This is a genomic window from Rhizobium tibeticum (genome assembly GCF_900110205.1).
GTDB classification, from domain to species: domain Bacteria; phylum Pseudomonadota; class Alphaproteobacteria; order Rhizobiales; family Rhizobiaceae; genus Rhizobium; species Rhizobium tibeticum.
The window spans coordinates 41,609-66,047 of sequence record NZ_FOCV01000034.1; the positions used below are offsets into that span (position 1 = coordinate 41,609).

At 59.4% G+C, this 24,439-nt stretch carries 17 protein-coding genes and 1 pseudogene; 7 read left to right on the plus strand and 11 right to left on the minus strand.

Annotation, left to right across the window (positions count from 1 at the left end):
- Positions 1 to 99: 99 nt before the first annotated feature.
- From BSG20_RS27680 to treY, 4 genes are all read left to right on the plus strand, one after another.
- A complete protein-coding gene (locus BSG20_RS27680) occupies positions 100 to 909 on the plus strand; it encodes a mechanosensitive ion channel family protein (protein ID WP_072380477.1) in 810 nt (269 codons plus the stop codon).
- A gap of 383 nt (positions 910 to 1,292) precedes the next feature.
- Complete coding sequence (locus tag BSG20_RS27685) at positions 1,293 to 1,550, plus strand: YMGG-like glycine zipper-containing protein (protein WP_072380475.1); 258 nt, start codon at positions 1,293 to 1,295, stop codon at positions 1,548 to 1,550.
- A gap of 18 nt (positions 1,551 to 1,568) precedes the next feature.
- On the plus strand, positions 1,569 to 1,898 hold the full coding sequence (locus BSG20_RS27690) for a helix-turn-helix domain-containing protein (protein ID WP_244541454.1): 330 nt from the start codon (positions 1,569 to 1,571) through the stop codon (positions 1,896 to 1,898).
- 187 nt (positions 1,899 to 2,085) lie between these two features.
- On the plus strand, positions 2,086 to 4,587 hold the full coding sequence (treY, locus tag BSG20_RS27695; RefSeq protein WP_072380471.1) for a malto-oligosyltrehalose synthase: 2,502 nt from the start codon (positions 2,086 to 2,088) through the stop codon (positions 4,585 to 4,587).
- A gap of 15 nt (positions 4,588 to 4,602) precedes the next feature.
- Here the strand turns inward: treY and treZ are convergent, their stop codons facing one another.
- From treZ to BSG20_RS27730, 5 genes are all read right to left on the minus strand, one after another.
- Positions 4,603 to 6,405, minus strand: a complete 1,803-nt coding sequence (gene treZ / locus BSG20_RS27700) for a malto-oligosyltrehalose trehalohydrolase (RefSeq protein WP_072380469.1) — start codon at positions 6,403 to 6,405, stop codon at positions 4,603 to 4,605.
- A gap of 91 nt (positions 6,406 to 6,496) precedes the next feature.
- Entirely contained in the window at positions 6,497 to 8,428 is a 1,932-nt protein-coding gene (locus BSG20_RS27705; RefSeq protein WP_072380543.1) for a hybrid sensor histidine kinase/response regulator, read from the minus strand.
- 683 nt (positions 8,429 to 9,111) lie between these two features.
- Positions 9,112 to 10,068 (minus strand): SDR family oxidoreductase, encoded by a 957-nt coding sequence (locus BSG20_RS27715; protein WP_072380465.1) that lies wholly within the window; start codon positions 10,066 to 10,068, stop codon positions 9,112 to 9,114.
- A 389-nt stretch (positions 10,069 to 10,457) separates the two neighbouring features.
- A complete protein-coding gene (locus BSG20_RS27725; protein WP_072380461.1) occupies positions 10,458 to 11,066 on the minus strand; it encodes a cysteine hydrolase family protein in 609 nt (202 codons plus the stop codon).
- Positions 11,066 to 12,145, minus strand: a complete 1,080-nt coding sequence (locus BSG20_RS27730) for a DNA topoisomerase IB (protein WP_072380459.1) — start codon at positions 12,143 to 12,145, stop codon at positions 11,066 to 11,068. The genes BSG20_RS27725 and BSG20_RS27730 overlap by 1 nt, the downstream gene beginning before the upstream one ends.
- A 641-nt stretch (positions 12,146 to 12,786) precedes the next feature.
- On the opposite strand from BSG20_RS27730, the gene BSG20_RS27735 reads away from it, so the two are divergent.
- Together BSG20_RS27735 and BSG20_RS27745 are read left to right on the plus strand one after the other, a co-directional pair.
- On the plus strand, positions 12,787 to 13,452 hold the full coding sequence (locus BSG20_RS27735) for a Crp/Fnr family transcriptional regulator (RefSeq protein WP_167371609.1): 666 nt from the start codon (positions 12,787 to 12,789) through the stop codon (positions 13,450 to 13,452).
- A gap of 464 nt (positions 13,453 to 13,916) precedes the next feature.
- Positions 13,917 to 14,201, plus strand: coding sequence for a hypothetical protein (locus BSG20_RS27745; protein ID WP_072380454.1), 285 nt, complete (start codon positions 13,917 to 13,919; stop codon positions 14,199 to 14,201).
- Positions 14,202 to 14,992: 791 nt separating this feature from the next.
- Here BSG20_RS27745 and BSG20_RS27755 read toward each other — a convergent pair.
- Positions 14,993 to 15,586 carry a TetR/AcrR family transcriptional regulator gene (locus tag BSG20_RS27755; protein ID WP_072380451.1) on the minus strand — a complete coding sequence of 198 codons (594 nt, stop codon included), beginning with the start codon at positions 15,584 to 15,586 and terminating at the stop codon, positions 14,993 to 14,995.
- Positions 15,587 to 15,738: 152 nt separating this feature from the next.
- Here BSG20_RS27755 and BSG20_RS27760 point away from each other — a divergent pair, with 152 nt between their 5' ends.
- On the plus strand, positions 15,739 to 16,137 hold the full coding sequence (locus BSG20_RS27760) for a RidA family protein (protein WP_072380449.1): 399 nt from the start codon (positions 15,739 to 15,741) through the stop codon (positions 16,135 to 16,137).
- A 505-nt stretch (positions 16,138 to 16,642) separates the two neighbouring features.
- On the opposite strand, the gene BSG20_RS27765 is transcribed toward BSG20_RS27760, so the two are convergent.
- The 5 genes and pseudogenes from BSG20_RS27765 to BSG20_RS38680 all read right to left on the minus strand — a co-directional run bounded on the left by BSG20_RS27765 (position 16,643) and on the right by BSG20_RS38680 (position 23,967).
- On the minus strand, positions 16,643 to 17,359 hold the full coding sequence (locus BSG20_RS27765) for a TetR/AcrR family transcriptional regulator (RefSeq protein ID WP_083540008.1): 717 nt from the start codon (positions 17,357 to 17,359) through the stop codon (positions 16,643 to 16,645).
- A gap of 113 nt (positions 17,360 to 17,472) precedes the next feature.
- Positions 17,473 to 18,753: an alpha/beta hydrolase gene (locus BSG20_RS27770; RefSeq protein ID WP_072380447.1), complete on the minus strand. Its 1,281-nt coding sequence runs from the start codon at positions 18,751 to 18,753 to the stop codon at positions 17,473 to 17,475.
- Between the two features lies 1 nt (position 18,754).
- Positions 18,755 to 21,808 carry an efflux RND transporter permease subunit gene (locus BSG20_RS27775; RefSeq protein WP_072380445.1) on the minus strand — a complete coding sequence of 1,018 codons (3,054 nt, stop codon included), beginning with the start codon at positions 21,806 to 21,808 and terminating at the stop codon, positions 18,755 to 18,757.
- Positions 21,805 to 22,902, minus strand: coding sequence for an efflux RND transporter periplasmic adaptor subunit (locus tag BSG20_RS27780; RefSeq protein WP_072380443.1), 1,098 nt, complete (start codon positions 22,900 to 22,902; stop codon positions 21,805 to 21,807). The genes BSG20_RS27775 and BSG20_RS27780 overlap by 4 nt, the downstream gene beginning before the upstream one ends.
- 1 nt (position 22,903) lies before the next feature.
- Positions 22,904 to 23,967, minus strand: a pseudogene (locus BSG20_RS38680) (efflux RND transporter periplasmic adaptor subunit).
- Between the last annotated feature and the right edge of the window lie 472 nt (positions 23,968 to 24,439).

The window sequence follows — 24,439 nt, forward strand, 5'->3', positions numbered from 1 at the left end:
GCCGCACGAGCCACCAGTGGCGCAGCCGGCGACCGCGCTTGATCCACCTCTTGGCGGTTATGCCACTTGTAACGCTATTCGACAGTCACAGGTAATCTCATGGAAAATCAGTCTGCCAATGTGGTACTTGCCACGCAAACCGCCTTTGATCAGGCTACTGCCCTTGCGGTAACATACGGCTTCTCCATCCTGGGCGCGATTGTGCTTCTCGTCGGCGGTTGGATTCTTTCAGGCGTGATCAGCCGCTCGGCTTTTCGCGTCATTTCAAGGATCCATGGAATCGATGAGACGCTCGCGCGCTTCTTCCAGAACCTTTTCCACTATGGACTGCTCAGTTTGGTCTTCGTGACCGTGCTTGGGCAGTTTGGCGTTCAGACCGCCTCGATCATCGCTGCTCTGGGTGCCGCTGGTCTCGCCCTTGGCCTTGCACTGCAAGGCACGCTGCAAAACATTGCTGCAGGTATTATGCTTCTCGTCTTGCGGCCCTTCCGCGTTGGAGAATATATCGAGACGGCAAACGTTAAAGGGTTCATCCGCGAGATAGGCCTTTTCGCCACCGAGATGAAGACGACCGATGGGTTATATCTCATGGCGCCCAATTCGACACTTTGGAACACCCCGATTGTCAATCACAGCCGCGAGGCAAATCGGCGCCAGGAACTGTCCATTGCCATCGGCAATGAAGCGGACCTTGGAGCGGCAAAGCAGGCGGTTCTGGGGATCGTTTCATCTGACGAAAGAGTGAGAGCAGAGCCTGCTCCGCGGGTTTTCGCTGACGATCTGACAGCCGATCAGACCGTACTCAAGGTTGAGTACTGGGTAAAGACGCGCGAATGGACCGAAACACGCCACGATGTCATCGATCGGCTGAAGTCGGGCCTCGTCGCCGACGCAATTGCGATCAAGTAACCGATCGATTGCAAAAAGAGCTGCCCGGGCGTCGGAGTTTCATCATGCGGTACCGACGAGGCGCGGCATGGGGCCGGCTCGCGCACTGACTTCGGCCGTACGCGCTTGGTCTGTCAACAGCCAACAAGGCGTTGATATTGCGGCCTCGATCCGAACGAGGCATTCGGTGTGCCTTCACAGCCAGTTCACGTGCTGCCCGATCAAAATGCCCGGTCCGGTCGGCGCCTGACGAGAGCTGGAGATCAATTCAAACGAGAACCATCAGTGACCGCCTCGTTCCCTCCATCGTTCGGTCTGGGGCGCGATCAGTTGCTTTCTCACCCCGGCCCCTATCTCTGTCTTTTGGGGCTGATGATATGCGACGTCAGGGAAGGAACATAAGGATGAGGCAGATTGTAATTTCGCTTCTTGCTGCAGCCGCGGTTGTTGGATGCACTCCCACAGAACAGGGCGCTGGAATCGGCGCTGCGACGGGCGCTGTCGTTGGAGGCGTCGCGACCGGTAATGTGCGAGGGGCCGCAATAGGTGCTGCCGTCGGAGGCGCCGCAGGTGCCGTTATCGGCAACGTCGCCGGTCGGCCTGGCCAGTGCTATTACCGCGACGCGTATGGCCGCAGATATGTCGCTGCCTGCCCGCGTTGATCCATCAAGGATGGTCTGATGGTGTCAAGCGAGCAGCTTAAAGCGGCAAGGGCTTTGCTGCGATGGGAGCCAAGCCAACTGGCCGAGGCGTCTGGCCTGTCTTTATCAGTCATCGACCGGCTGGAGAGCCAGCCGGGGGAACTGGTCAGCCCTTCCCAGGAAACCGAAGCGCTCGTTGGGGTCCTCAGGACAGCTGGTGTCATGTTCTTCGATGAAGGACCGGTCGACGGCGGGCCTGGTGTCCGATTGCTCATCAAGCCCTCCGCGGCCATCGACACGAACGAGGACGAAACTGTCCAATATAAGGAGTACCTTGAAAATGACACTCCTCCAGGCGCTGGCGGTTGAGAGACGATAAGCCCGCGTTTGTCCCGCCGCGTCATGGAAGCGTCGATTGAGGATTTCTGAGCCCCGGTGCCGGCTGCCGCCGTCGTGATCTTCGGAACAAAGAAAGTTCAGGGCTGTTTCGCCTGGACCGCTTTGCGGCATTTTGACCACGAGCGCTTCATAGGAATGCGGGTTACGCGAGGGCTTCATGCAGGCGCCAACATCAACGTATCGGCTGCAATTCCGGAACGGAATGACGTTCACAAATGCTTGTTCGATCATCCCCTATCTCAAGAGGATCGGGGTCAGTCACCTATACGCGTCCCCTCTCTTCATGGCGACGGAAGGGTCGACGCATGGCTACGACATTGTGGACCCAAATCAAATTGATCCGGCGATCGGAGGAGCCGGCGGTTTTGAACGCCTGGTAGCCGCACTCAAAGCAGCTGAAATGCAGCTTATCCTCGACATTGTGCCCAATCACATGGCTGCCTCGCTTGAAAACCCTTGGTGGCGCAGCCTGCTTGAGCTCGGCCCCGATAGTCCTTACGCAACCTATTTCGATGTCGATTGGACGAGACCAATCACTCTTCCCGTTCTCGACGATCCATTTTCGCAAGCCCTGGCGTCGGGCTCTATCGGACTCTCTGGCCAGTCCGCGACTGGGAAGTCTGGCCTTACGCATGGCACGCTCTTGTACCCGCTTCGGCAGGAGAGCGCTGCGCGCCTCATGGCTCTCGTAAGCTCGGGGCGTGCCTCCCTTGACGAACTTGCCGCCGATCACGCATTCATGGAAGCTCTACACCAGGAGCAGCACTGGCACTTCATCCCGTGGAAGGAAGCTCGACACCGCCTCAGTTACAGGCGGTTCTTTGAAGTCGCCGGCCTGGTCGGGCTTCGCGTTGAAGATCAAGACGTTTTCAACGAGACACATCGATTGATCATTGAACTTGTCCACGCAGGGCAGGTCCAGGGCCTGCGCGTTGATCACGTAGACGGCCTTTCCGATCCGGCGGACTATCTTGCAAAACTTCGGAAGGCTGTTGATCCGAGCCCATACATCATTGTCGAGAAGATTCTCGCGCAAAACGAGACGATGCCACCGGGTTGGCCCGTGTCCGGCACAACCGGATACGAAGTCATTGCAAGCTTCGCAGAGCTGTTCGTGGAACGAGAAGGCCTTGAGTTGCTCGATAAGGCTTATCGAGCAGTGGCGCCGACACGCGCGGACTTTGACCTTGGCAGAAGAGAGGCAAAGCGCGCCATGGTGGAGCGCAACTTTGCCGGTGAGCGCGCCAGGCTGACCGATCTTGCTATGGCAGTGGTGCCTCAATTGCAGCGCGGCGCCGTCGACGAGGCGATCGCCGGGATCCTGGTGGCGTTTCCAGTCTACCGAACCTACGGCGCGACAGGCCCGCTCGAGGGCCCCGACCGGGTCCTGTTCGAAAGCGTGCTCGCCGATGCGGCTAGGAACGCCGAACAACCTGAAGCTGTTTGGATGATCGGCCGCGCGATCCTCGACCCTGATGACAACCCCAATGCTCTCGAACTTCGCAGGCGTTTGCAGCAGCTGAGCGGCCCGGTGATGGCAAAGGCGATGGAGGACACGCTATTTTATCGCTACAATCGCTTGCTTGGGCTGAATGAAGTCGGCGGTGACCCGGCCACGGTCGGCAGTGAGCCGGACGATTTTCACAGGACGATGTGCGAACGTGCGATACTGCAGCTGGGGCTGTCGGCAACCTCGACACATGACACCAAGCGTGGGGAAGATGCGCGCGCGCGCCTCTATGCCCTGACCGAACATGCTGCGGAGTGGTTAGCCGGTTTTAACCGATGGCAACAGCTCAATCGAGCTTTTATTGTCAATACTCCGGACGGACCATGGCCCGAACCCAATACACAATGGATGCTCTACCAGGCTCTGGTGGGCATCTGGCCCCAGGATATCGAAGACATCGATGGCGTGTTGAGCGACCGTTTCAAAGACTATGCACAAAAAGCCATCCGGGAGGCCAAGACATACACGGACTGGGGCGAACCAAATGAGCGCTACGAGACCGCGGTCCTCGACTTTGCAGGCGGGCTGTTGGGCAAGGAGAACCAAGCGTTCCGCAATGACTTCGATCGCGCGATAAGGCGTATCATTGCTGCCGGACAATTGAACAGCCTGGCCCAGACATTGCTCAAGCTGACGATCCCCGGCGTGCCTGACATCTACCAGGGATCGGAGGGACCGGAACTCAGCCTCGTCGATCCCGACAATCGCCGGCCTGTCGACTTCCGACGCTTGGAGGCCATGTTATCATTGAAAGCCGCGGACGGTGGAGATGTCTGGCAGAGAAAGCAGACGTTGATCGCAACAGGTCTGAAGCTTCGTCACGCGCGGCCCGAACTTTATGATCGCGGCGACTACTTGCCCCTTAACGTACGAGGGCAAAGGCACCGGCATATCGTGGCGTTCGCCCGTCATGACAAGCGGCAGTTTTCCATAACGATCGTTCCCCGACTGATTTCGCGGCACATCGATGCGATCACATTGCGCACGAAACCTGGCTATTGGGGCGATACCCGGATTGAGCTGCCCGCTCGGCTCAGCACGCCGCGCCGAGATATCCTGGCCGACAGCGCGGTTGACGGCGGGCCGGCAATCGAGATCGAGACAGCATTTCGAACACAGCCCTTCGCCCTCTTGATATCGGCGGACTGAAGATTGTGGCAACCGTCAGTGCGCGATCTGACGTTCCGGCGCCAATGGCTCGTCTTCGAGGGTCCAGCATACATACCACGGCGGAAGGCGGTCGGCTGTCTGATGTGTTTTCCAGATCACCGAACCAGACTGTGGCAGATCCATCGCGACGGGCTGGTGCGATAGATTGGCAATAAGGTGCAGCTTTCTCCCCTCCCCGAGATCCCAATGAACGTCGATCAATTGCCTTGAGGAACCGATGTGTCCGCCCGAGCGCATCGTTTCCAACAGCGGGACGATGTGAGCGCGCCGCAGCGTGATGAGATGGCGATAGAGTTCGAGATGCTCTCTATGTCCCGGTTGCTCGCGCCTATTCCAATCGAGCTTGGCGGATGAAAATGTCGTTTCATCCGTCGGATCAGGAAGTGTGTCGGCACCTTCCTCGTCAAAGCCAGGCAGGCGGTACAGCTCCTCGCGCCGCCCCTTGCGCACGGTCGCATTCAGCTCCTCGCTGAAATCGCAGAAATAGGGAAAATTGGCCTCGCTTTTCCATTCTTCTCCCATGAAAATCATCGGCACCTGAGGGCAAAGAAGGTAGACGCTGGCGATCGCTTCGAGGGCCGGCTGCGGCGTGATTTTATGAAGGCGGTCGCCATGGGCGCGGTTGCCGACCTGGTCATGGTTCTGAATGAAAGCGACGAAGGCGGTCGGAGGCAGGTGATCGCTCGGCTGGCCACGGGCGGTCCCCTTATAAGGCATCGTTTCGCCCTGGTAGATGAAGCCTTCAGCGATCGCCCGTGCGACGACAGACGGGGACGTTGAATAATCGGCGTAATATCCGAACGCCTCACCGCTCGCAGCGCGATGGAGCGCGTGATGGATATCGTCGTTCCACTGGGCAGTGTAGAGAGGCGGCTTGCCATCCTCATCGCGTTCGAGCAGCGAAGCGGCATTGTCTTCATTTTCGACGATCAAATGGCAATAACGTCCTCGCATTGCCAGCCTGATCGTCCGGGCCAGGTGGGAAAGCAAATGCTCGTCGCTTTCATCCCTGATCGCATGCACAGCGTCAAACCTCAGCCCATCAGCTCGGAATTCCTCTAGCCAGTAAAGGGCATTCTCGACGACGAACTTGCGGATCAGGTCGGAATGCTCATCGTCGTAGTTGATGGCTGGCCCCCATGGCGTCTTGTGGTGGCGGTTAAACAGGGGGACATAAGAGGGCAGATAGTTTCCCTCCGGTCCGAAGTGGTTGTAGACGACGTCGAGAAAAACAGAGATCCGCCGCTGATGAGCCGCATCGATAAAGGCCTTTAGATCCTCCGGGCGCCCGTAGCTGCTGTCAAGCGCGTAGGGAAGCACGCCGTCATAGCCCCAACCGCGGCGTCCGGGAAAGTCGTTGACTGGCATGAGTTGGATCGCCGTGACGCCAAGTCGTTCGAGATGATCAAGCCGCTGCGTCGCAGCCGCCAGCGTCCCGGCTTGCGTGAAGGTTCCGATATGCATTTCATAGAGGATCGTTTCGCTCCATGGACGGCCACGCCAGGCACCGTCCACCCAGCTGTAGCGGCTCCCATCGACGACTTCACTCGGCCCGTGCACGTCATCAGGCTGATAGCGAGAGGCGGGATCGGGGATTTCCTGCCCATCAGCAAGGACGAATCGATAGCGCGAGCCATGGCTCGCCTGCTCGGATAGGAACGTGAACCAGCCGCTAGGCTGAGCCACCATCTCGCAAGGTGGACGATCGCCGATAATGATCCCGACGGCCGTCTGCAGGGGAGCCCAGAGGCGGAAGCGCACACCTTCATCCAGCGTCTGCGGGCCGAAGCTGAACATTGCGGACCCTCCAAAGGTTTTGGGTTTGGTCAAAACCTTCCTTTGTGCAACAAGTTCCCTGCGGCTACCATGCGGTTCCGGTTGAGTGCGCTCACTTTCGGTCAAGAACAGCGGCGAGAATGGACGAGTTCAGCTGCGCCTGTGAAAACGGCTTTGGAAGTCTGACAAGATCGCGGTCCGATGCATTGGGCAGATCCGCATAGCCGGTTGCTAGAATAACCGGCAAATGAGGATGGCTCGCCCGAAGAAGGGCTGCAAGCTCCGCACCTGTCATCTTGGGCATGGCGTGGTCGGTGACGACAAGATCGAAGTCGTTTTCCTCTGAAAGCAGCTTCAACGCTTCCTCGGCCGACTGGGCCTCCACGGCCGCGTGGCCGAGATCCTCGATCATCAGCGCGGCATTCGTCAGCACAAGCGGATCGTCGTCCACGACAAGGACGCGCAACGACGTCTCCAGTTTGGGCGCTACTTCCGCTTTCGTCTGGTCTGGCTCACGGTGCTCGGCGACAGGCAACCAGAGTTCGGCTGTGGTGCCGGCGCCCGTCGAAGATCGAAGTACGAGGCTGCCGCCAGACTGAGCCATCAACCCTTGCACCATGGGCAAGCCCAAGCCTGTTCCCTTACCGGCTCCTTTGGTGGTGAAGAACGGGCTCGTCGCACTTTCCAACGTTGCCACGTCCATGCCCTCGCCATCGTCGGTTACCGAAAGACAGACGTAGTGACCCGGTTTCAGGCCGCCGACGTCGCCAACGGCTAGCCAATGTTCCTTTGCTGCAATAACGACAGAACCTCCCTTGGGCATGGCATCACGGGCGTTTAAAGCCAGGTTCAACAGCGCACTTTCTAGCTGATTGGGATCCGAATGAACCCGCGAAAGCGCCAGAGGAAAGCTGGTGTTGATTTCGATTGTCGGTCCAATCGACCGCCGGAGCATCTCAGCCATCCCTCGAACAAGAGTGGGTATGTCGACAGCTTCCAGCGTCAGCTCCTGCTTGCGAGAGAATGCGAGCAATCGCTGCGTTAGCGAAGCTCCCCGTCGTGCGCCTTGGATTGCATTCTTGATAAGTTCGGTGACATCCTTTCCGACCGCCGCTCGCTTTTGTGCAATTTCCAGGCTTCCCAAAATCGCCGTCAGCAGGTTGTTGAAGTCGTGCGCCACGCCTCCCGTGAGTTGGCCGAGGGCTTCCATCTTCTGCGCCTGGAAGAGTTCCTGCTGAGCCCGCTGAAGCGTTTCCTCGGCCTGTCGCTTCTCGGTGATGTCGCGCGTGATTTTGGCAAAGCCTATCAGACGTCCATCGTCGGCGTGGATGGCATCGATGATGACATTCGCCCAAAATCTGGTTCCATCCTTTCGGATCCGCCAGCCTTCCCTTTCGAAGCGCCCCTCCCGTTCGGCATTCTCCAATGCGATCTTCGGCAGATTTTGCGCCTTATCCTCGTCAGTATAGAACTTCGAGAAGTGCTGGCCGATGATCTCCTCGGGCGCATATCCTTTGATGCGTTGAGCGCCAAGGTTCCAGCTGGATACGTAGCCTTGGGGATCGAGCATGTAGATCGCGTAGTCTACGACGCCTTGGACCAGAAGCCGGAACTGCTCTTCGCTGCTTTTCAGCACCTCCTCGGTCCGCTTACGCTCGGTCAGGTCCCTGGTGATTTTGGCGAAACCGATGAGCTGTCCTTTCGGATCGCGGATCGCGTCGATGATGACATGCGCCCAGAAGCGCGAGCTATCCTTGCGGACCCGCCACCCTTCCGCTTCGAACCGCCCTTCCGTTGCGGCCGTATGGAGGGCGCGCTGGGGCAGGCCGGCGTCGCGGTCGGCAGATGTATAGAAACGAGAGAAATGTTGGCCGAGAATTTCCTCTTCCGTGTATCCCTTGAAGCGATGTGCGCCCGCATTCCAGCTGCTGATGTAACCGTCGGGGTCTAGCATATAGATCGCGTAGTCGCTGATTGCGTCGACCAGCAAGCGATATCGCTCCTCGACAGTGTGACCGCGCAACGCAACAGATTCGACAGTCATGAAAGTCCTTCCGGCCTGCATCGCAGTGTGCGATGCGTTTCGAGCTATTTGGACTTCCCATTGCGAAGTGCAAGGGATCCGGTGGGTTGGTTCAATTGATCCCCCACATTTGGCCGCTCCGGCGCCATTGCTTGCAAACGAGCCTGGCGGAGGCGTTCAGTCTTCTGCTGTCGCTTTCGACGCTCCTGTTCCACCGCCTCCCTGGCGATGCGCTCAGTTTCCTCGAAAGCCGCCCGGCGTTGCTCGCCGGTTGGCTTGTTATGTTTCCATCCCATCGATCTTTCCCCGACCTCATGTTGCTATGCCTTGTCGATCTCGTCGAGAAACAGCCTGATTTCGCGCGATCAGGGGTCGGCTCTCGTCGAGCAAGGTCTATCGATACGTTCAACGGCTCGCTCGGAAGACGGTCTGCCCCATCTCGCCGAGAGCGATCCAATTTCCTACGATCAATAACGCACAGCGATTCAAACGGTTCACGACGGGCGCGCGTTGTACGATAGTGAACAAACCGACCCGGTTCCGCATGCGAGAAAAGCTCGTAGTGCTGCAGCAACCAGCGATAGCAGTGCAGCACTGAAAAGATCAGGGCGCCGCTCAGCTTCGACCCAAGGTGGAAAATCCGAAATCCCTGAGCGGCGGGACACATACACCAAGGTGCTTCGAAAGTTCTGGGCGCGGTGGCCTCAATATCCGCCGACGATTGGCAGGATCTCGCCGGTGATGTAGCTCGACATTTGCGGCGATGCGAGGAAGACGTATGCTGGGGCGATTTCTTCAGGCTGTGCGGCTCGCTTCATCGGCGTCTGAGATCCGAATGTTTCCACATCCTCCGCTTCCTTGTCCGAAGGATTGAGCGGGGTCCAGACCGGGCCTGGCGCGACGGCGTTCACGCGGATGCCCCTAGGCACGAGCTGGCCGGCAAGCGCTCGTGTAAAGGCGTGTATGCCACCTTTTGTCATTGAGTAGTCGAGCAACTGCTTCGATCCCTCGAGACCGGTGACCGATCCCGTGTTGATGATCGCCGCGCCATTCTTGAGATGCGGGATCGCCGCTTTCGCCATGTAGAAATAGCCATACAGATTCGTCTTCAGCGTCTCGTCGAAATGTTCATCGCTGAGGTCTTCGATGTTCTGCGTATGAACCTGGAAGGCAGCGTTGTTGACAAGGATGTCGAGATGTCCGAGTTGCAGGACGGTCTTCTCTACGGCCGTCCTGCAAAAGCTGGCATTCTTGACGTCACCGCGAATGACAAAGCACTTCCGGCCCTCCTTCTCGACCGCCGCCTTGGTTTCTTCGGCATCTTTGGTTTCCTCGAGGTGGACGATGACAATGTCGGCGCCTTCGCGGGCGAACAGCACCGCCACCGATCGTCCGATGCCGGAATCGCCGCCGGTGATCAGCGCGACTTTGTCCTTCAGCTTTTCCGATCCCTTGTAGAAGGGCGCGTCGTACATCGGAGCCAGTGGAAGATCGGCTTCCGAGCCTGGTTTGTCTTGATGGACCTTCGGAAATGGGGGTTCCGGATAGCGCCGGGCTCCGGCTTGCATGGCGCCGGACGGCTTTGATTTTCCCTTCTTGTCGGCCTGTTCGACTTCCTTCTGGATCTCTCGCTGTTTCTGGGCAGTGTGTTTCGGCGACATGTCATCCTCCTTGGTTAAGAAGGTAGAACTCTGATCGGCCCGAAAAGTTTGCCGTGGTTTTCGCACCAATGAAGCGCGCAGCCTCGAAGCGACGGCTTTCTTGGCGAGGCACCTGGTGTGGTGTCGCGCAATCAGCTCGAATGGGTCCTGTCTTTCGAGCTTGGAGGTCGCTTTCGGCAACTGAAGAAGAGCTTCGCTGCGTGTCAGGGCCTGAAAGCAAGCCACATTCCGATACGGGTCAAGCGTCTCCTTGCAATAACGACACAGCCAGCAGTCAGGGCAACTGAGAAAGCCGGGATGGCTCTCACGAGCAGCACGAAAAGGCCGGTCAGCAAAGCCAAGAACAGCTATTAAAAGCTCGCCGCCGAAAGCTGGCTTTTCTCGTACCATCAACGACGTCGGGAACCGTATTCCGATTGACCTGCTTCGCTCAGCCATCTCTCCGTCTCCATAATCTGGACCTGCACCGAAAAGCGATCTCCGAGCAGTTCCAAGGAGGCGTCATGCGTCTGGTCGGCACTGCTGCAGACGGCATCTTTCAGCAGGATGACCCGATAGCCTAAATCGACGGCTCCGAGCGCGGCGGCGAGAACGCAAACATCGGTCTCTCCTCCGGAGATGACAACAGAACCGACGTTGTCTCCAGAAAGCGCCGCCTTAAGGCGCCCATCGATCCATGGTGAATAGGTACGCTTGTCGAAAACGCGTGCGGGTGGAATTAGCTTTCGCAGAGAAGGCACGATATCAACAAGTTCCGAGGGCAGATGCTTGCTCGTCATCACGTCCCACTTCTCGTAATAGGTCTTCCACATGCCCGGCATCGCATCTGCCGACGCGGGCGGGACGAACCTCGTAAAAATTGTGCGTTCGGGAAAGCGAGATGACAGCTCGATGATCTGAGGCGACACTTCAGCCATCCAAGGTACATGCCACGGCGTGTGATCCGCGAACATCCGCTGCATGTCGACGCAGAGGTGGATCCAATTTTCCACGTGCATCAGGCACCCCCGACAGGACGGGATTTGAGCCAGCGCAGTGTCCTGATCTCCTCGTCGTCCATCCAGTTTAACAGACGCTCGCTCGTGGTCTTTCTCATTTTGAGAATATCGCCGAGACGGCCGGCCCGATAGTCATCGAAAACCGCCGGATGAATGTAGGAGGATCTGCAGACGGATCTCGTGTTTACAAGCTTGGCCGCGACAGTATCGATTACTTCGTTCAGCTGGCGAGCGATGGCACGTTCTGACGTTGCAACGTCGAGCAGCGCGAGCGCCGATGCTGCCATGCAGGTGGCACCCCATGTACGAAATTGGCATGAGCTGAAATCGTCACCTGCAACTTCGCGAATGTAGGCGTTCACGTCTTGCGAGGAAATCTGCCGACAACCGCCGTCGTCGCAAATGTATTTGAAGAGCTGCTGGCCTGGCAGTTCCTGAAGCTTACGCACGACGTTGGCGATACGCCTGTCGGAATGCACGAGATTCCATTCTTTTCCGGATTTGCCCCTGAACCGAAACCTTACGCTGGGGCCGTCGATCTTGACGTGGCGATTGCGGAGGGTCGTCAGGCCGTAGGAACCGTTGGTATCGGCGTAGTTGGAGTTGCCGATGCGGATGTACAAGTTGTCTAGCATCCAGACGATGGTCGCCAGCGCTTTGTCCATTGTCAGCCCCCGCGATCGCAGATCGGTGTCGACCCGCTCGCGAATAGCGGGTAGCTGCGAGCCGAAGTCGGCGAGACGCTCAAACTTGGCGCGTCCGCGTTCGGCATGCCAGTCGGTATGATAGCGGTATTGTTTGCGATCACGCGCATCGATACCGACTGCCTGCAGATGCGACAGAGGATTGGTAGAAATCACCACGTCGCGATAGGCAGGCGGGATCGCAAGGGCGCTTAGACGTGCGATTTCGTTCTTGTCGGTGATCCGACGTCCATCCGGCATGTAGTAGAGGAAGCCTCGCTTGCCTTGCTTGCGGGTGATGCCGCGCTCCAGACACGGCACGTACACGAGGCTGGCGCAGAGTTTCACTTCCTTTCCCGCTGCGTCGATGAGGCGTTTGTCGAGGGCTTGGTTCATGCGCGCAAAACACAAAAAACGCTTTAAGGTTCCACGCAGGCAAGTGCTTCGCCCCTCCTGTGCGCCGGTCGAGCCAGTTCAACGGTTTTCACGGCTTCATATCGTCCGATCACTTCGCACTGTAGAGCGAGGATCTCGGACAACGGCGCGGTCGAGCTGTGGCCGCTGGCCCGATGCTCGCCGGCGACAGTGCAGATTCCTTTCACTTTTCTAAAGCGAAAGGGTGGGGTTGCGGCTTCTCGGAGGCCTGGATGCTCGGCAGAATGTAGGCCGCGGCGACGGCTAGCAGGATGACCGCAACTGATGTACTGATCAGAGCCAACCTCATACAAGCCTCCTCCTTCCCGCGCCGCGTCGGCGACTAAATGCCCGGGTCGCTGAATCCACGCTCACCATTTCGCTTCCCTCGCGGTCGTCGCATGACCCCGCCTCCAGCGCTCACATATCGGAAGAAGAAACGCATCCCGAACCCCCTAGCATTGAACGAACCTCCGGATCGGTTGGCTGTTCTCTGGGAGGCGAAACCTTCCGGTTAAAGAAGCGTTACCATTTATCTCCATTTGCGAGAACTCGAGACGTCCGTGATGCATGAAGGCTTTCAAAACCGTGTCCTGCGCTCTCTTCCGGAACGCGAGCTAAACATGCTCTCTCCGAACCTGATTTCTTGGAAGTGGAGTGACGGGGACGTCATATTCCGTGCAGGGCAAACAACCGACGTAGTGTTCCTACCGGACAACGGCGTTCTCGCTCTTTTTGCTCGCGCGGGCGTCAAGAGCCTGGCGGTTGGCGCCGTCGGCAAGGAGGGCATGCTCGATGCGGCCGCGGTCGTGCTGGACACAAGACCGCGTTTCGACGTCGTCGCACTGACGCCGGGAAGCGGCCACCAGATCGAAATGGGACCGTTCCGGGAGCTTGCCGAGAGCAGCCAGGCTCTTCAGAAGTCCCTGCTTGCAATCGCCGCGACGATGCAGGCCGTGATTGCGTCTACTGCCGTCGCTAACGGTCATGGTTCCATCGAGCAGAGACTGGCTCGCTGGATCCTGATGTGCCAAGACCGCGTTGGCGACGTCTTCAGGATTTCCCACCGGGTTCTGGCGGAAGCTTTGGGCAGCCGGCGACCTGGAGTGACCGTTGCGCTTCACGCGCTGGAAGGAGATGGTCTAATCCGGTCCCGTCGGTTGGAGATCGAAGTTCGCGATCGGCGCGGACTCGAGATGGCGGCGGGCGCATTCTACGACGGCGCCGAGGCCGCGAGCGCGCATCCGAGGCAGGCTGGCAGCGAGGTAACTTCGCACGTTCAATCATAAAGGGGAGCAACCTCAAGAAGCCCGCTATTCTGTGGCTGCCACCAGCTTCGGCTTCTGGCGCATTTGAGACTCCCCTTGGGTCGTGTCATGGCCCAAGGGTGACCTTCAACCGTCGACTTCGCTGCTGAACAGCGGACCTTGCTGCCTACCCCTTCGGGTCGAGCCGAGTCTGCCCTTGCGGGTGCGGCCACACCGGAATGGGCGTCACGCGCAAAATGGTAGAGCTCGTTGTTGAACCTAATAGGGTTCTCCAGAAAAGGTGCGTGCCCAGTCGCGGAATACCACGATGCCGTGGCTCCAGGACATAATGCCAGAAGGTGCCGCCCCATCGCCGGAAGGACTGGGCGATTCCGCAAATAGATGCTTGATCCTCTCGGACAGACTCCTGCCTCGGCCTGCGGGAAACCGCACGACGCCCGGAACACCAGAGCTTCTGGTTCGTTTTGCCTTGAGAGGAGGATTGAATGTCGACGCACAAAACTCGACCTAACGGACACAAAAGGCCGCTGAATGAGCTAGGTATCGTTTTGCCCAAAAATGTCGACGCCCCTCCCCTCAATGAGGAACAGCAGACATTGATTGAGGCATATCGATTGGGGAGAGTCGACGAGAAGGAGTTTCAGCTTCACCTCGCAAGGGACCGGGCGTTGGCCAACTACGTCCAGCAGCTATGCCAAGCTCCATACGACATCCTGCAGAACGACCGCACCAAATTTAGCGTAAAGGCCGACGTTCCGAACGGAAACTAATGGCCCGACGTCCAGCGGCGACGCTGAAGCGGCCCATTCCACTCGCATGACTTTTGCAGAGATTGCAACGGCTTACCTGCAAGACTGCACGATCGTGGCTCTTGCGAGCCCTCTCATCTATCCGGCGTCTGCCTTTCACGGGTTTAACTTGACACCCTTGGCCCTCAACTCTCGGCCGTTCATGAGGTTAACCAAGTCTTTGGCCTCAACAGCCGTCAAACAGTCCAAGGGCACGCCTTCGACAATTTCAGCACAACCTGTGAAGGTATCTATGACGGACCATTTCCCGTCGTAGACCAGACTTTTCTCAACCTGATACCTCAGGCGGGTTGTCTCGCAAGGCATCATAACGTCGCCTCCCCACGTCCGAGCTGGAGACCCCAAGCGCGGTCCGAGGGCACGCTTGAAGGTCTCCTGCCGGGGAAGCTTCCGGCGGGTCTTGGCTTGCAACGCAGCCCGCGTGGTCGGAAGCCTTCCTTTGGTCCCCTCACTTCTAAAGATTACGCTCTCCACCGAGGATGGCTAGTCGGACCAAAGTCCGAGGTGCCAACTGATCTCAAAAAGCAGCAGCCTAACGCAGCCGTCGTCGGAAGCTTCGCGCAGCTTCGCATCGTGCGTCCAAGCACGATACTCGATCTCACCAATCAATGTCGGCTGCACCAAACGAGGTTATTGCGCTGGCCACTACTGACGGGTGGCGAAATGGTCTTGGGCTGTGCGTCGGCAACAGACATGGGTGTTCCGCGGTGCCAACGTCGCGACCTGACAGCTCGATTTCAGCTATCGGCAGTTCACAAAGGCTCCGCAAGCAGCCCCGTTGCAAGGGAGCGGAAAGCCTCCACGGCCTTCGGCAGCACATCGTGCGCGTTTTCGCTTGCGGCGACCCACAGAGCGGCATTGAGTGCCGCCCCACTGAGAAGCCGAGCAACGGCCTCCGCGTCCAGCGGCTTGACGATGCCCTGTGCAATCAGGCCGTCCACCGCTCTCTTGGTGACTTGCAGGCAGCTGTTCTGGCTGGGCCATTTCGAAGGATCACCCAACACCGCAGGTCCATCAAGCAGAACAATGCGTTGGACTTCGGGATCAAGCGCCATCTCAATATAGGCGGCGCCCTCGGCCAACAATCCTAACCAGTCGTTGCCCCTACGAGCGCCGATCTGCTGTGCGCGCGCGGCCATTTCCGTGTCGATTTGCTCGACAACCGCGGCCAGGAGCCCCCGCTTGTCACCGAAGTTATGGTAAAGCGCACCGCGCGTCAGACCGGCTTCGGCGGTCAACTCGTCCATGGACGCCGCGGAATATCCCTTTTCGGCAAAGGCCTTTCTTGCCGCCGCGATCAACTTGCCTCGGTTTTCTTCCTTAGTTTCGCTGCGTCGTTTCGCCATTCCATCTCCTATTTCACATACGAGGCGTATATTAATTTGACATACGGCCCGTATGCGGATATTTCACATACATACCGTATACCAAATGCGGCGCAGGCTTGTGAAGCATCACACCGCGCCCATCGGTCCTCTATTCTAAGAAGGAACCCCGAATGACCCAGCGCGAAGCAATCTTTCCTGCAGACAGGCACGCACTTTATGAGGAGCATGGTTATTCCGCAGCGATCCGATCCGGTGATCTGCTGTTCGTGTCCGGGCAGGTCGGCAGCCGTGCCGATGGAACGCCCGAACCCGATTTCGAACGCCAGGTTCGCCTGGCATTCGACAACCTCATGTCGACACTGAGCGCAGCCGGCTGCACGATGGACGATATTGTGGACGTGACCACCTTCCACACTGATCCTGAAAACCAGTTCGGAACCATTATGGCTGTCAAGCAACAGGTTTTCAGCAGACCACCCTATCCCAATTGGACTGCACTCGGGGTAAACTGGCTAGCCGGGTTCGACTTCGAGATAAAGGTTGTTGCCCGTATTCCAGCAAACACCTGACACCGCGACACGTCCCGCTCCGCAGGAACCGCCCGCTCAAGTGGCGACGCCGCACTTCAGGAGCTTGAGCACCTCCACCCCAAGGCGCAAGTGCCGCAGAGGCTCCCCTTTCTTTTTTGATGGGTGCTGAGATTATTAGTTCCAAACATTTCTCGGGTGGCTAATATGTCGCTCATGGCAACCGAACGGTGCGACTTAACAGGGCGCAGCGGGGACCGAGCATCCTGTATGGGACGAAATCTCGAATGCCAGAGGGAGGGAAGCCTAGGGCTCTCTGGAGGCAACACCTAAGCTTCCCTTCCGCCGCCTTCAGGGAATTTGTCGACAGCGGAGTTGGCATCCGTATGAAGGTGGTCCGGAGGAGTTCCGTAGCCGTCCAAACCGCCATATGATGCGCGATGACGATATCGTCCTCGTCGCTTCTCGATATTCCCATCACTCGATCCTACCAGAGCTTGCCTGATCATTGGGATCGTGGCGGCAGCAACGCGCTTAACAGCCGTCGTTATGCCGCTCGCGAGTGGGCCATGGCCAACGAGCTGGACGCACCGCTCAGGCCCGGCTCAGGCGCGACCCCGCCGCTATACTCTCCTCGGTGTCCCCGTCCCCGCCTGCGTGAACCTGGCGGAGACGGGGACACCGAGGAGGAAGCGAGTTCATGAGCCGATAGCTCACAGTGGCTCGAAGACGCTCCAATAATTCTGGGGTCCCATAAGGAGACAAGTGAGGCGCAAAAGCAGGAAGCGGCTGCGTCGACATTCCTCGGAACGAACTCTTCAGTCGCGATGCCAGTGCGAATGAGCTCCCCCACATTGGTCCGAAGTCGCTTCAGATAGTCTCTGAACGACGGCCAACCGCCTTCTGCGGCGAGAACAACGAGGTTGAACATTTGGCAGTCGCCGTGACGCGCCTGCAGCATCAAGCGGTGTTGTCCGAGCGCGGTTTCCTTCAGACGGCCAGCCGCACTGACCCCTTCGCCCCCGGCAGATGGGGTAAAGCAGAGATCGCTTCCGAAGAAATTCCCTGCAATGGCATCCCATACCGCAGCCTTGGAGGGGAAGATTTTGTACACGCTTGCCGGCGACTTCCCGAGCAGTCGGGCAATATCGGCGACGTTTGTTTTCGACGGCCCGTACCGCCGGCACGCCGCAGTGCTGGCTTCGACGATCCGGAACATGTAATCAGCTCGCGGTTGGTTTGTTGCACTCGTGCCAACTTCCATTTGTCAATCCTATCTTGCGGCGGTCGTTTCGACTTTCCGTTCGTACGGGCCAAGCGCGGAACGAGCATGCTGGACGCTTCCTCAGACCATCGTCTGGTTGAAGCGGCTGCGGTTCAGTACGAGATCTGTCCGTCCTTGATCTTCCCCCCGTCCGAGGAAAGCTCCCGCTTCAGGATTTCTCGTGCCTCGGGACTGATGACCGCGACTGGTGCCGCGACGGCAACACGCGCTGCCGAGCCGGCGAGATTGGCCGCACTCATTCCGATCTGATCAGCAACGCTCGCCTTTCCGCCCTCCAGGCTTTGACCGGCTAGCCGCCGCCCGAGCAGGCGCACGATCTCAGGACTGTCGGCGAAGGCATTGTGGCCGAGCGGATCGTTCGTTGCGATGGCGCTCGTGTCGATGACAGAAACGCCGAGCTCTTCGAGCATAGGCGCGTAGGGTCTGAGATCGGACCCGCCAACGCGGTTAACGCCCCCCGACAGCCAGCTCGAGACCTCCAGCGCCTTGTCGCGTGTCGATGTCAGAATCGCAAAGTGCGGTCGCTTCTGTCCCATCTCGGTGAATTGGCGGCGGAACACGTCGATATCGATGTCCGGCGATGCGAGAACGACGTTCTTGACCTTCGCCGGGATCGACTTTTCGCGCATGGCGACGCCGCGCAGGGCTTCGGCCGCGAGCCAGCCGCCCATGGAATGGGCGAGGATCGTCACATCGGAGACGTCGGGACTTTTCACCGCCTGGAGGATCAGATCCTCGAGAGCCCGGCGCGAGTAGTTGGCACTCTCCTTGTCGTAGAGGTAGTCAAAGACACGCCCCCTTGACGGCCAGGTGAAGAGGATGGGTGCGGCATCGGTTCCTGAGTCATGGACGATCTGCGCGAAGCGAAAGACCGCGTCGGCATAGGTGTTGTTGAATCCATGCACGAAGATGATGACCTGATGTCTCTTGTTTCGGTTCCGTCGGTACCAGTCCAGGGCCTTGCCTTCGGATTCCACCTTGGCGACCTCAGTGACCGCGAACTCCTTTTGCGGGTTGGGCGGCATGCGGGACGGCCACTGCACCTCTCCGATCTTGCGGTTCCTGTCGGGCGGGATGGACACGTCGACGCTGTTGAGCGAGATCGCCGTCCCGCGGTCACCTGAATAAAGCTTGCCGGGATCGTCCGAGGGCTTGCGCGTCGTGGCGACCAGCATGGTGACCCGGCTTGTGCCGGTCGGCGCGACGGCGAGAGGTTGAAGGACGTCCTGCGCCCGGTTGGCGCAACCCGATGTGATAAGAGACAGGGCCAAAAGGATTGGGGCGGTCTTGCACGCGCAACGAACGGTCGCGATCGTCGCAACGAGGCGATATCCCTGGGCAACGCGCCCAGGGTGCGGGAGCGATCTTGTCATCTCAGTGCTGCTCGACTTCGCGAGGGATCCGGAACCAGGCGACGTAGAGCGCCGGCAGGAAGAGAAGTGTCAGCGCCGTGCCGACGACGATCCCACCCATCATGGCGTAGGCCATGGGACCCCAGAAAATCTCGTGCGAGATCGGGATCAGGGCCAGTGTCGCGGCTGCGGCGGTGAGCATGATCGGCCGCATGCGGTGTTCGGTCGCCTCCACCACCGCCTTCCATGCCGACATCCCCTCTGCCCGCAGCTCCTCGATCTGGACGATCAGGATCACGGAGTTGCGGATGAGGATCCCGACCAGCGCGAGGACGCCCAGGAGTGCGACGAACCCAAGAGGGGAGTTGCTGACAAGCAGCGCCACGACGACGCCGATGAGCGCCAGAGGCGCCACGGAAAAGACCAGAAACAGCCTGTGGAAGCTCTGAAGCTGGATCATCAGCAGCGTCGCCATGATGACGAACATGGCCGGCGCCACCTTCGCGATCGGACCCTGCGACTTGGCGCTTTCCTCGACCGCGCCGCCGACCTTGACGGAGTACCCGGCCGGCAGCGTCTTTTCGAAGGCCGCAACCTTGTCGTAGAGCGCCTTCACAACAGTCGCCGGCTGCGTCGCATCGCTGATCCCGGCCTTGATCGTGATGGTCGGAACTCTGTCGCGCCGCCAGATCGTCGGCTGTTCGAGCTCATAGTGGAAGGTCGCGACCGATGACAGCGGGACGGATTGACCACTGCTGCTTTGCAGTTGCAGATCAAGCAGGGTGTCGATCGAGCCGCGCTCCTTTTCCGCGGCACGGCCGATGACATCGACCAGATAGATGTCATCCCGGACTTGCGTTACGGCATTTCCCTGGACGACGGTGTTGAGCGCCATTGCGATGTCCTGCGACGAGACGCCGAGCTGTCTGGCCTTGTCCTGCAGCACGTCTATCTTCACGACTCGGGCCGGCTCGTTCCAATTGAAGGCAAGGTTCGTAAGGGAGGGATGGGTGCCGACGATCGAGCCCAGATTCTGTGCCAGGTCGCGCACTGTCTGCAGATTTTCACCGGACACACGGTACTGGATCGGCTTGCCAACCGGCGGGCCGATGTCCAGTAGCTTCACGTAGGCGTCTGTTCCCGGAAAAGTCTTCTGAAGGTAGGTTTCCATCTGCTGCTTCAGCTTGTCCCTGACGTCGAGCCCCTTGGTGACAATGATCGTCTGGCCGATGGACACGTCTGCCGGCTGCACGTCGAAGGAAAGGAGGAAACGCGGCGCACCCCTGCCAACGTATGTCGACCAATGTTCAACACCAGGGTTGCCGGCCAGCATTTCATGCTCGAACTGGCCCATCTGGCGGCTCGTTTCGGCGATCGAACTGTTCTGCGGCAAGTTCCAGTCGACGATCAGTTCGGGACGGTCGGAGCTCGGGAAGAACTGCTGCTGCACCAGCGACAGGCCGACGATCGATCCAGCAAAGAGTAGGACTGTTGCGACGATCGTCATCCGACGCCAGCGCAGGCAGAACTGCAGAAGGCTGGAAAAAACCTTGGCAAAGCGGCCCTTGTGCTCGGCGTGCTTCTTCATGGTCTTCGGTAGAATGGTCACGCCGATCAGCGGCGTGAACACGACGGCGACCACCCACGAAACGACCAGCGAAACCGCAATGACGACGAAAAGGGTGAAGGTGAACTCGCCCGCGCTGCTCTTGTTGAAAGCGACGGGGATGAAACCCGCGACCGTGACGAGCGTGCCCGTCAGCATCGGGAAGGCGGTCGAAGTATAGACGTAGGTGGCGGCTTTCGTGAGACTGTCACCTGCTTCCAGCCGCGCTACCATCATCTCGACGGCGATCATGGCGTCGTCGACGAGGAGGCCAAGCGCGATGATCAGCGCTCCGAGCGAGATGCGCTGCAGCGAGATGCCCGTGTAGAGCATCACCAGGAAGGTGATGGCGAGCACCAACGGGATCGCGATTGCTACAACCAGGCCGGCCCTCATCCCGAGGCTGATGAAGCTGATCGCGAGCACGATCGCGACCGCCTCGAACAGCGCCTTTGTGAAGCCCCCAACCGCCTCCTCGACCACCTTCGGCTGGTCGGAGACCTTTTCGACGGAGACGCCGACCGGAAGCTCCTGGATGACGTTACCCATCGTCTCTTCAAGCGTTTCGCCGAAGGCGAGCAGGTTGCCGCCCGTCTTCATGCCGATCGCGAGCCCGATGGCTGGCTTTCCGTTGAAGCGGAAGAGCGACGTCGGCGGATCGACGTAGCCGCGGGTGATCGTGGCGACGTCCGTCAGCGGGAAGAAGCGGTCGTTTACCCGAAGATTGATCCCACGCAAGGTGTCTTCGGAGATGAAGCGCCCGCCGACCCGCAGAGCGGCGCGCTCGGGCCCGGTTTCGACAAAGCCGGACTGGGTGACGGCGTTTTGCGCCTGCAGCGTGGCAATGATCGCGGAGCGGTCGATGCCGAGGGCGGCGATCTTGCGGGTGGAGAATTCGAGATAGATCACCTCATCCTGCGCACCGACGATGTCGACCTTGCCAACGTCGGGAATCTTGAGGATCTGCGTCCGAGCATTCTCCGCGAAATCACGCAGTTCCCTCTGGCTAAGTCCGCTGTCGCCGGTAAAAGCAAAGATATTGCCATAGACGTCGCCGAACTGGTCGTCGAAGAGGGGACCGACCACGCCCTGAGGGAATTCGTGTCTGATGTCGTCGACCAGGTTGCGGACGCGCGACCAGGTAGGCTTCACGTCCCGCGCGTTCGTATCCGGCAGCAGGTCGACGAAGACGATCGTCTGACCGGCGGTCGTGATGCTGCGCGTGTGTTCGAGGTTGTCGAGTTCCTGCAGCTTCTTTTCGATGCGGTCGGTAACTTGCTGTGTCACCTCCTCGGCAGAAGCGCCGGGCCACTGGGCCTGGATCACCATCGTCTTGATCGTGAAGGATGGATCTTCTTCGCGGCCGAGTCCAAGATAGGCAAAGGCGCCCGCCACCGCGAACATGATCATGAAATACCAGACGAGAGAGCGATGCTCGAGCGCCCAGTCCGAAAGGTTGAATTTATTCACGGGCGTGGCTCCTGTCCGAGTTTCACTTTCTGTCCATCGACAAGTTCATCGACGCCGGCGATGACGATCTCTTCCCCTTCCCGCAGGCCCGATTGAACCAGGACGGAGCGGGGGGCGGACGCCGGGCCATCGAGTTCAACCGCCCTCAGGGTGACCTGGGCCGTGGAGCGATCCACCACCCAAACCTGGTTGGCGCCGCCTTCATGGCGGATGGCGGAGAGCGGCAGCGCTATCGCCTGCTTCCTTTCTTCGCCAAGCGGCGTCGCGGTGACCACGGCGCCAAGGCGGAAGATGTCGGGCCCTTGATCGATTGCGATCTTCAGCCGATAGGTGCGGGTATTCGGATCGGCCTGAGGGGCGATCTCGCGGACGACACCGATGGCCTGGATCCTGCTGTCGAGCTGGAGGGCGACGCTGAAGCGGTCGTCCAGGCGAATATTGCTGAACTGCGCCTCCGGAACGTCGACGACCACGTCGCGCTGCTCGAGGCGCGCCAGCTTCAAGACCGGCTGGCCGGCAGAGACGGTCTGACCCATTTCTACGAACGTGGCGGTGACGACGCCATCGAACTCGGCCAGCAGCTCGGCGTAGCCAAGTTGCTCATTCGCCTTGGCAAGGCTCGCCGTTGCTCTCGCAGCATTGGCGGTAGCCGACTTGAGCTGCTGTTCGGCAAGATCGTGATCGGCAATGCTGGCTGCATTGCTCTGGACGAGCCTTCGCTTGCGCGTCTCGGTCGTCGCGGCGTTCTCCAACTGCGCCTGGGCGTTGCGCAGATCGGCTTCCGCGCTCTTGACCGCGAGCTGCAGACTGAGAGGATCGATCTCCGCAAGGACATCGCCCTTGTGGACCAGGTCGCCAACATCGACCTTGCGAGACACCATCCGCCCGAGAGTCCGGAACGCCAGATCGGTCTCGATGCGGGCTCGCACCACGCCGGGCAAGCTTGGCACTTTGTCCGGTTCAGCCGCAGCCATGACAACTTTGACAGGACGGGGGGTCGCCTGCTCCCCTGCGACGGAGTTCTGATCGCAGCCTGCAAGCAGCGACACTGACAGAAGAAGCGGGAGAGAGTTACATATGCGCACGAGGGTCATCTCACTTGCCTTCCCAGGCGACTGCCTGGCCTTCCTTGAGGAATTTGCCGCCTTCGGTGACGATCAGGTCATGCGGGGCGACGCCGCCGGTGACGACGAAATCGCTCTGGCGGTATCGCTCGACCGATATCTTGCGGAGCAAAACCGAGTGGTTTTGGGTGTTGACCAGCCACACGGCGGGTTCACCTTCGGCTGATGCGATCGCGGTGTAGGGCAGCACAATTCCGTCGCGCGGCGAGGCCCGCAGCTTACCCACCACGGGCGTCCCGAGCGGCCATAGAGCGGCTTCCTGGAGCTCCACCTTGATCCGGATCGTGCCACCCTTCCCGTCTATGACGGGCGAAACCTCGCGTATGTTGGCATGGACGTCACGGGAGGGATCTGACACCGGTTCGACCTCGACGTCCTTCAACGGCCGGCCATCCAGGAAGAACGCCTCGAAGACATCGAACACCGCATCTCTTGACCGTCGTGGGCGAGCGTGAAGGCGGACTGCGCCGCTGATACCACCTGCCCCGCCTCAATTCCGCGCGATGTGATGATGCCGTCCGCGGCGGCCTTCAGCTCGGTGTAGGACAGCGCGTCCTCGGCCGTCGCGAGGGCTGCCTCCGCGGCCTCGAGGGAAGCCTGCGCGCTCAGCAGCTCCTTCTGCGCATCGTCAAAGACCGCCCGCGGAACAGCCTGCGACTGCAGGAGCGACTTCGCGCGGTCGAAGGCGAGTGTTTTCTGCGCAACGACGGCCTGCGCCGACTCCAGCGCGGCGCGGCCGACGCTGACGTCCGCCCGTTGTTCCGTGTCGTTGAGCCGCGCCAGAACGTCGCCGGCGTGGACATGCGATCCGACGTCGACCTTTCTCTCGAGAACCCGCCCGCTGACGCGAAAGGAGAGTTCGGTCTGGACCCGCGCCTTCACCTCGCCGGTGATCTCCGCAGCAGGTTGATACTGAGCCGCCGACGCCGCAACGACGCGGACCTGCTGCGGCGGCGGCGCCACTTCAGCTTTGTCTTCGCAGGCAGCCAGAACTGCGCAGGCGAGACCAATTCCCAGCAATCGAAAGGACTGCATTTTTTGCTCCGGTAGGTTTTGCGACCAAAAGAGAGCCAGCGTTCGTCGCGGGGGTCTCCATTTTGATGCTGCGGGTGATCGCCCTATGTTGACAACGCCCACTTAAAGGTTAGAGTGGGCATTGTCAACATCGCGAAGGGAAAATGTTGACATGCGCAACATGGAGGCGCGGACAGAGGGTCGCAGTGGCTATTCCAGTTTGGGGACTCGGCTAATAGGATTTTGCTTATGATCGAAAAATACCGGACCGGTTTGCTCTGGAAAATCATGCGCCGATGCAAGCCCCTGGTGATCGGATTGCGTCGCGCGGGATTTTCAGGAGGATGGCTCTAGATTCGATGGACTGCGACCTCTAGTACTACAGTTGCGTTTGATGTCTTGCTTTGTAGTGAGAAAGCATTGCGGATGCTTGATGCCTGCGTCGCCAGAGTGACCATGCCAAGATGAGGCGAACTCTAATCGGGGGCTGTAG

Coding starts and splice junctions, on each gene's coding strand:
- BSG20_RS27730 (WP_072380459.1), bottom strand. CDS start 12,145: ATGAACCAAGCCCTCGACAAACGCCTCATCGACGCAGCGGGAAAGGAA.
- BSG20_RS27680 (WP_072380477.1), top strand. CDS start 100: ATGGAAAATCAGTCTGCCAATGTGGTACTTGCCACGCAAACCGCCTTT.
- BSG20_RS27780 (WP_072380443.1), bottom strand. CDS start 22,902: ATGACCCTCGTGCGCATATGTAACTCTCTCCCGCTTCTTCTGTCAGTG.
- BSG20_RS27690 (WP_244541454.1), top strand. CDS start 1,569: ATGGTGTCAAGCGAGCAGCTTAAAGCGGCAAGGGCTTTGCTGCGATGG.
- BSG20_RS27745 (WP_072380454.1), top strand. CDS start 13,917: ATGTCGACGCACAAAACTCGACCTAACGGACACAAAAGGCCGCTGAAT.
- BSG20_RS27735 (WP_167371609.1), top strand. CDS start 12,787: ATGCTCTCTCCGAACCTGATTTCTTGGAAGTGGAGTGACGGGGACGTC.
- BSG20_RS27770 (WP_072380447.1), bottom strand. CDS start 18,753: ATGACAAGATCGCTCCCGCACCCTGGGCGCGTTGCCCAGGGATATCGC.
- BSG20_RS27715 (WP_072380465.1), bottom strand. CDS start 10,068: ATGTCGCCGAAACACACTGCCCAGAAACAGCGAGAGATCCAGAAGGAA.
- BSG20_RS27725 (WP_072380461.1), bottom strand. CDS start 11,066: ATGCACGTGGAAAATTGGATCCACCTCTGCGTCGACATGCAGCGGATG.
- BSG20_RS27760 (WP_072380449.1), top strand. CDS start 15,739: ATGACCCAGCGCGAAGCAATCTTTCCTGCAGACAGGCACGCACTTTAT.
- treY (WP_072380471.1), top strand. CDS start 2,086: ATGCAGGCGCCAACATCAACGTATCGGCTGCAATTCCGGAACGGAATG.
- BSG20_RS27765 (WP_083540008.1), bottom strand. CDS start 17,359: ATGGAAGTTGGCACGAGTGCAACAAACCAACCGCGAGCTGATTACATG.
- BSG20_RS27685 (WP_072380475.1), top strand. CDS start 1,293: ATGAGGCAGATTGTAATTTCGCTTCTTGCTGCAGCCGCGGTTGTTGGA.
- BSG20_RS27705 (WP_072380543.1), bottom strand. CDS start 8,428: ATGACTGTCGAATCTGTTGCGTTGCGCGGTCACACTGTCGAGGAGCGA.
- treZ (WP_072380469.1), bottom strand. CDS start 6,405: ATGTTCAGCTTCGGCCCGCAGACGCTGGATGAAGGTGTGCGCTTCCGC.
- BSG20_RS27755 (WP_072380451.1), bottom strand. CDS start 15,586: ATGGCGAAACGACGCAGCGAAACTAAGGAAGAAAACCGAGGCAAGTTG.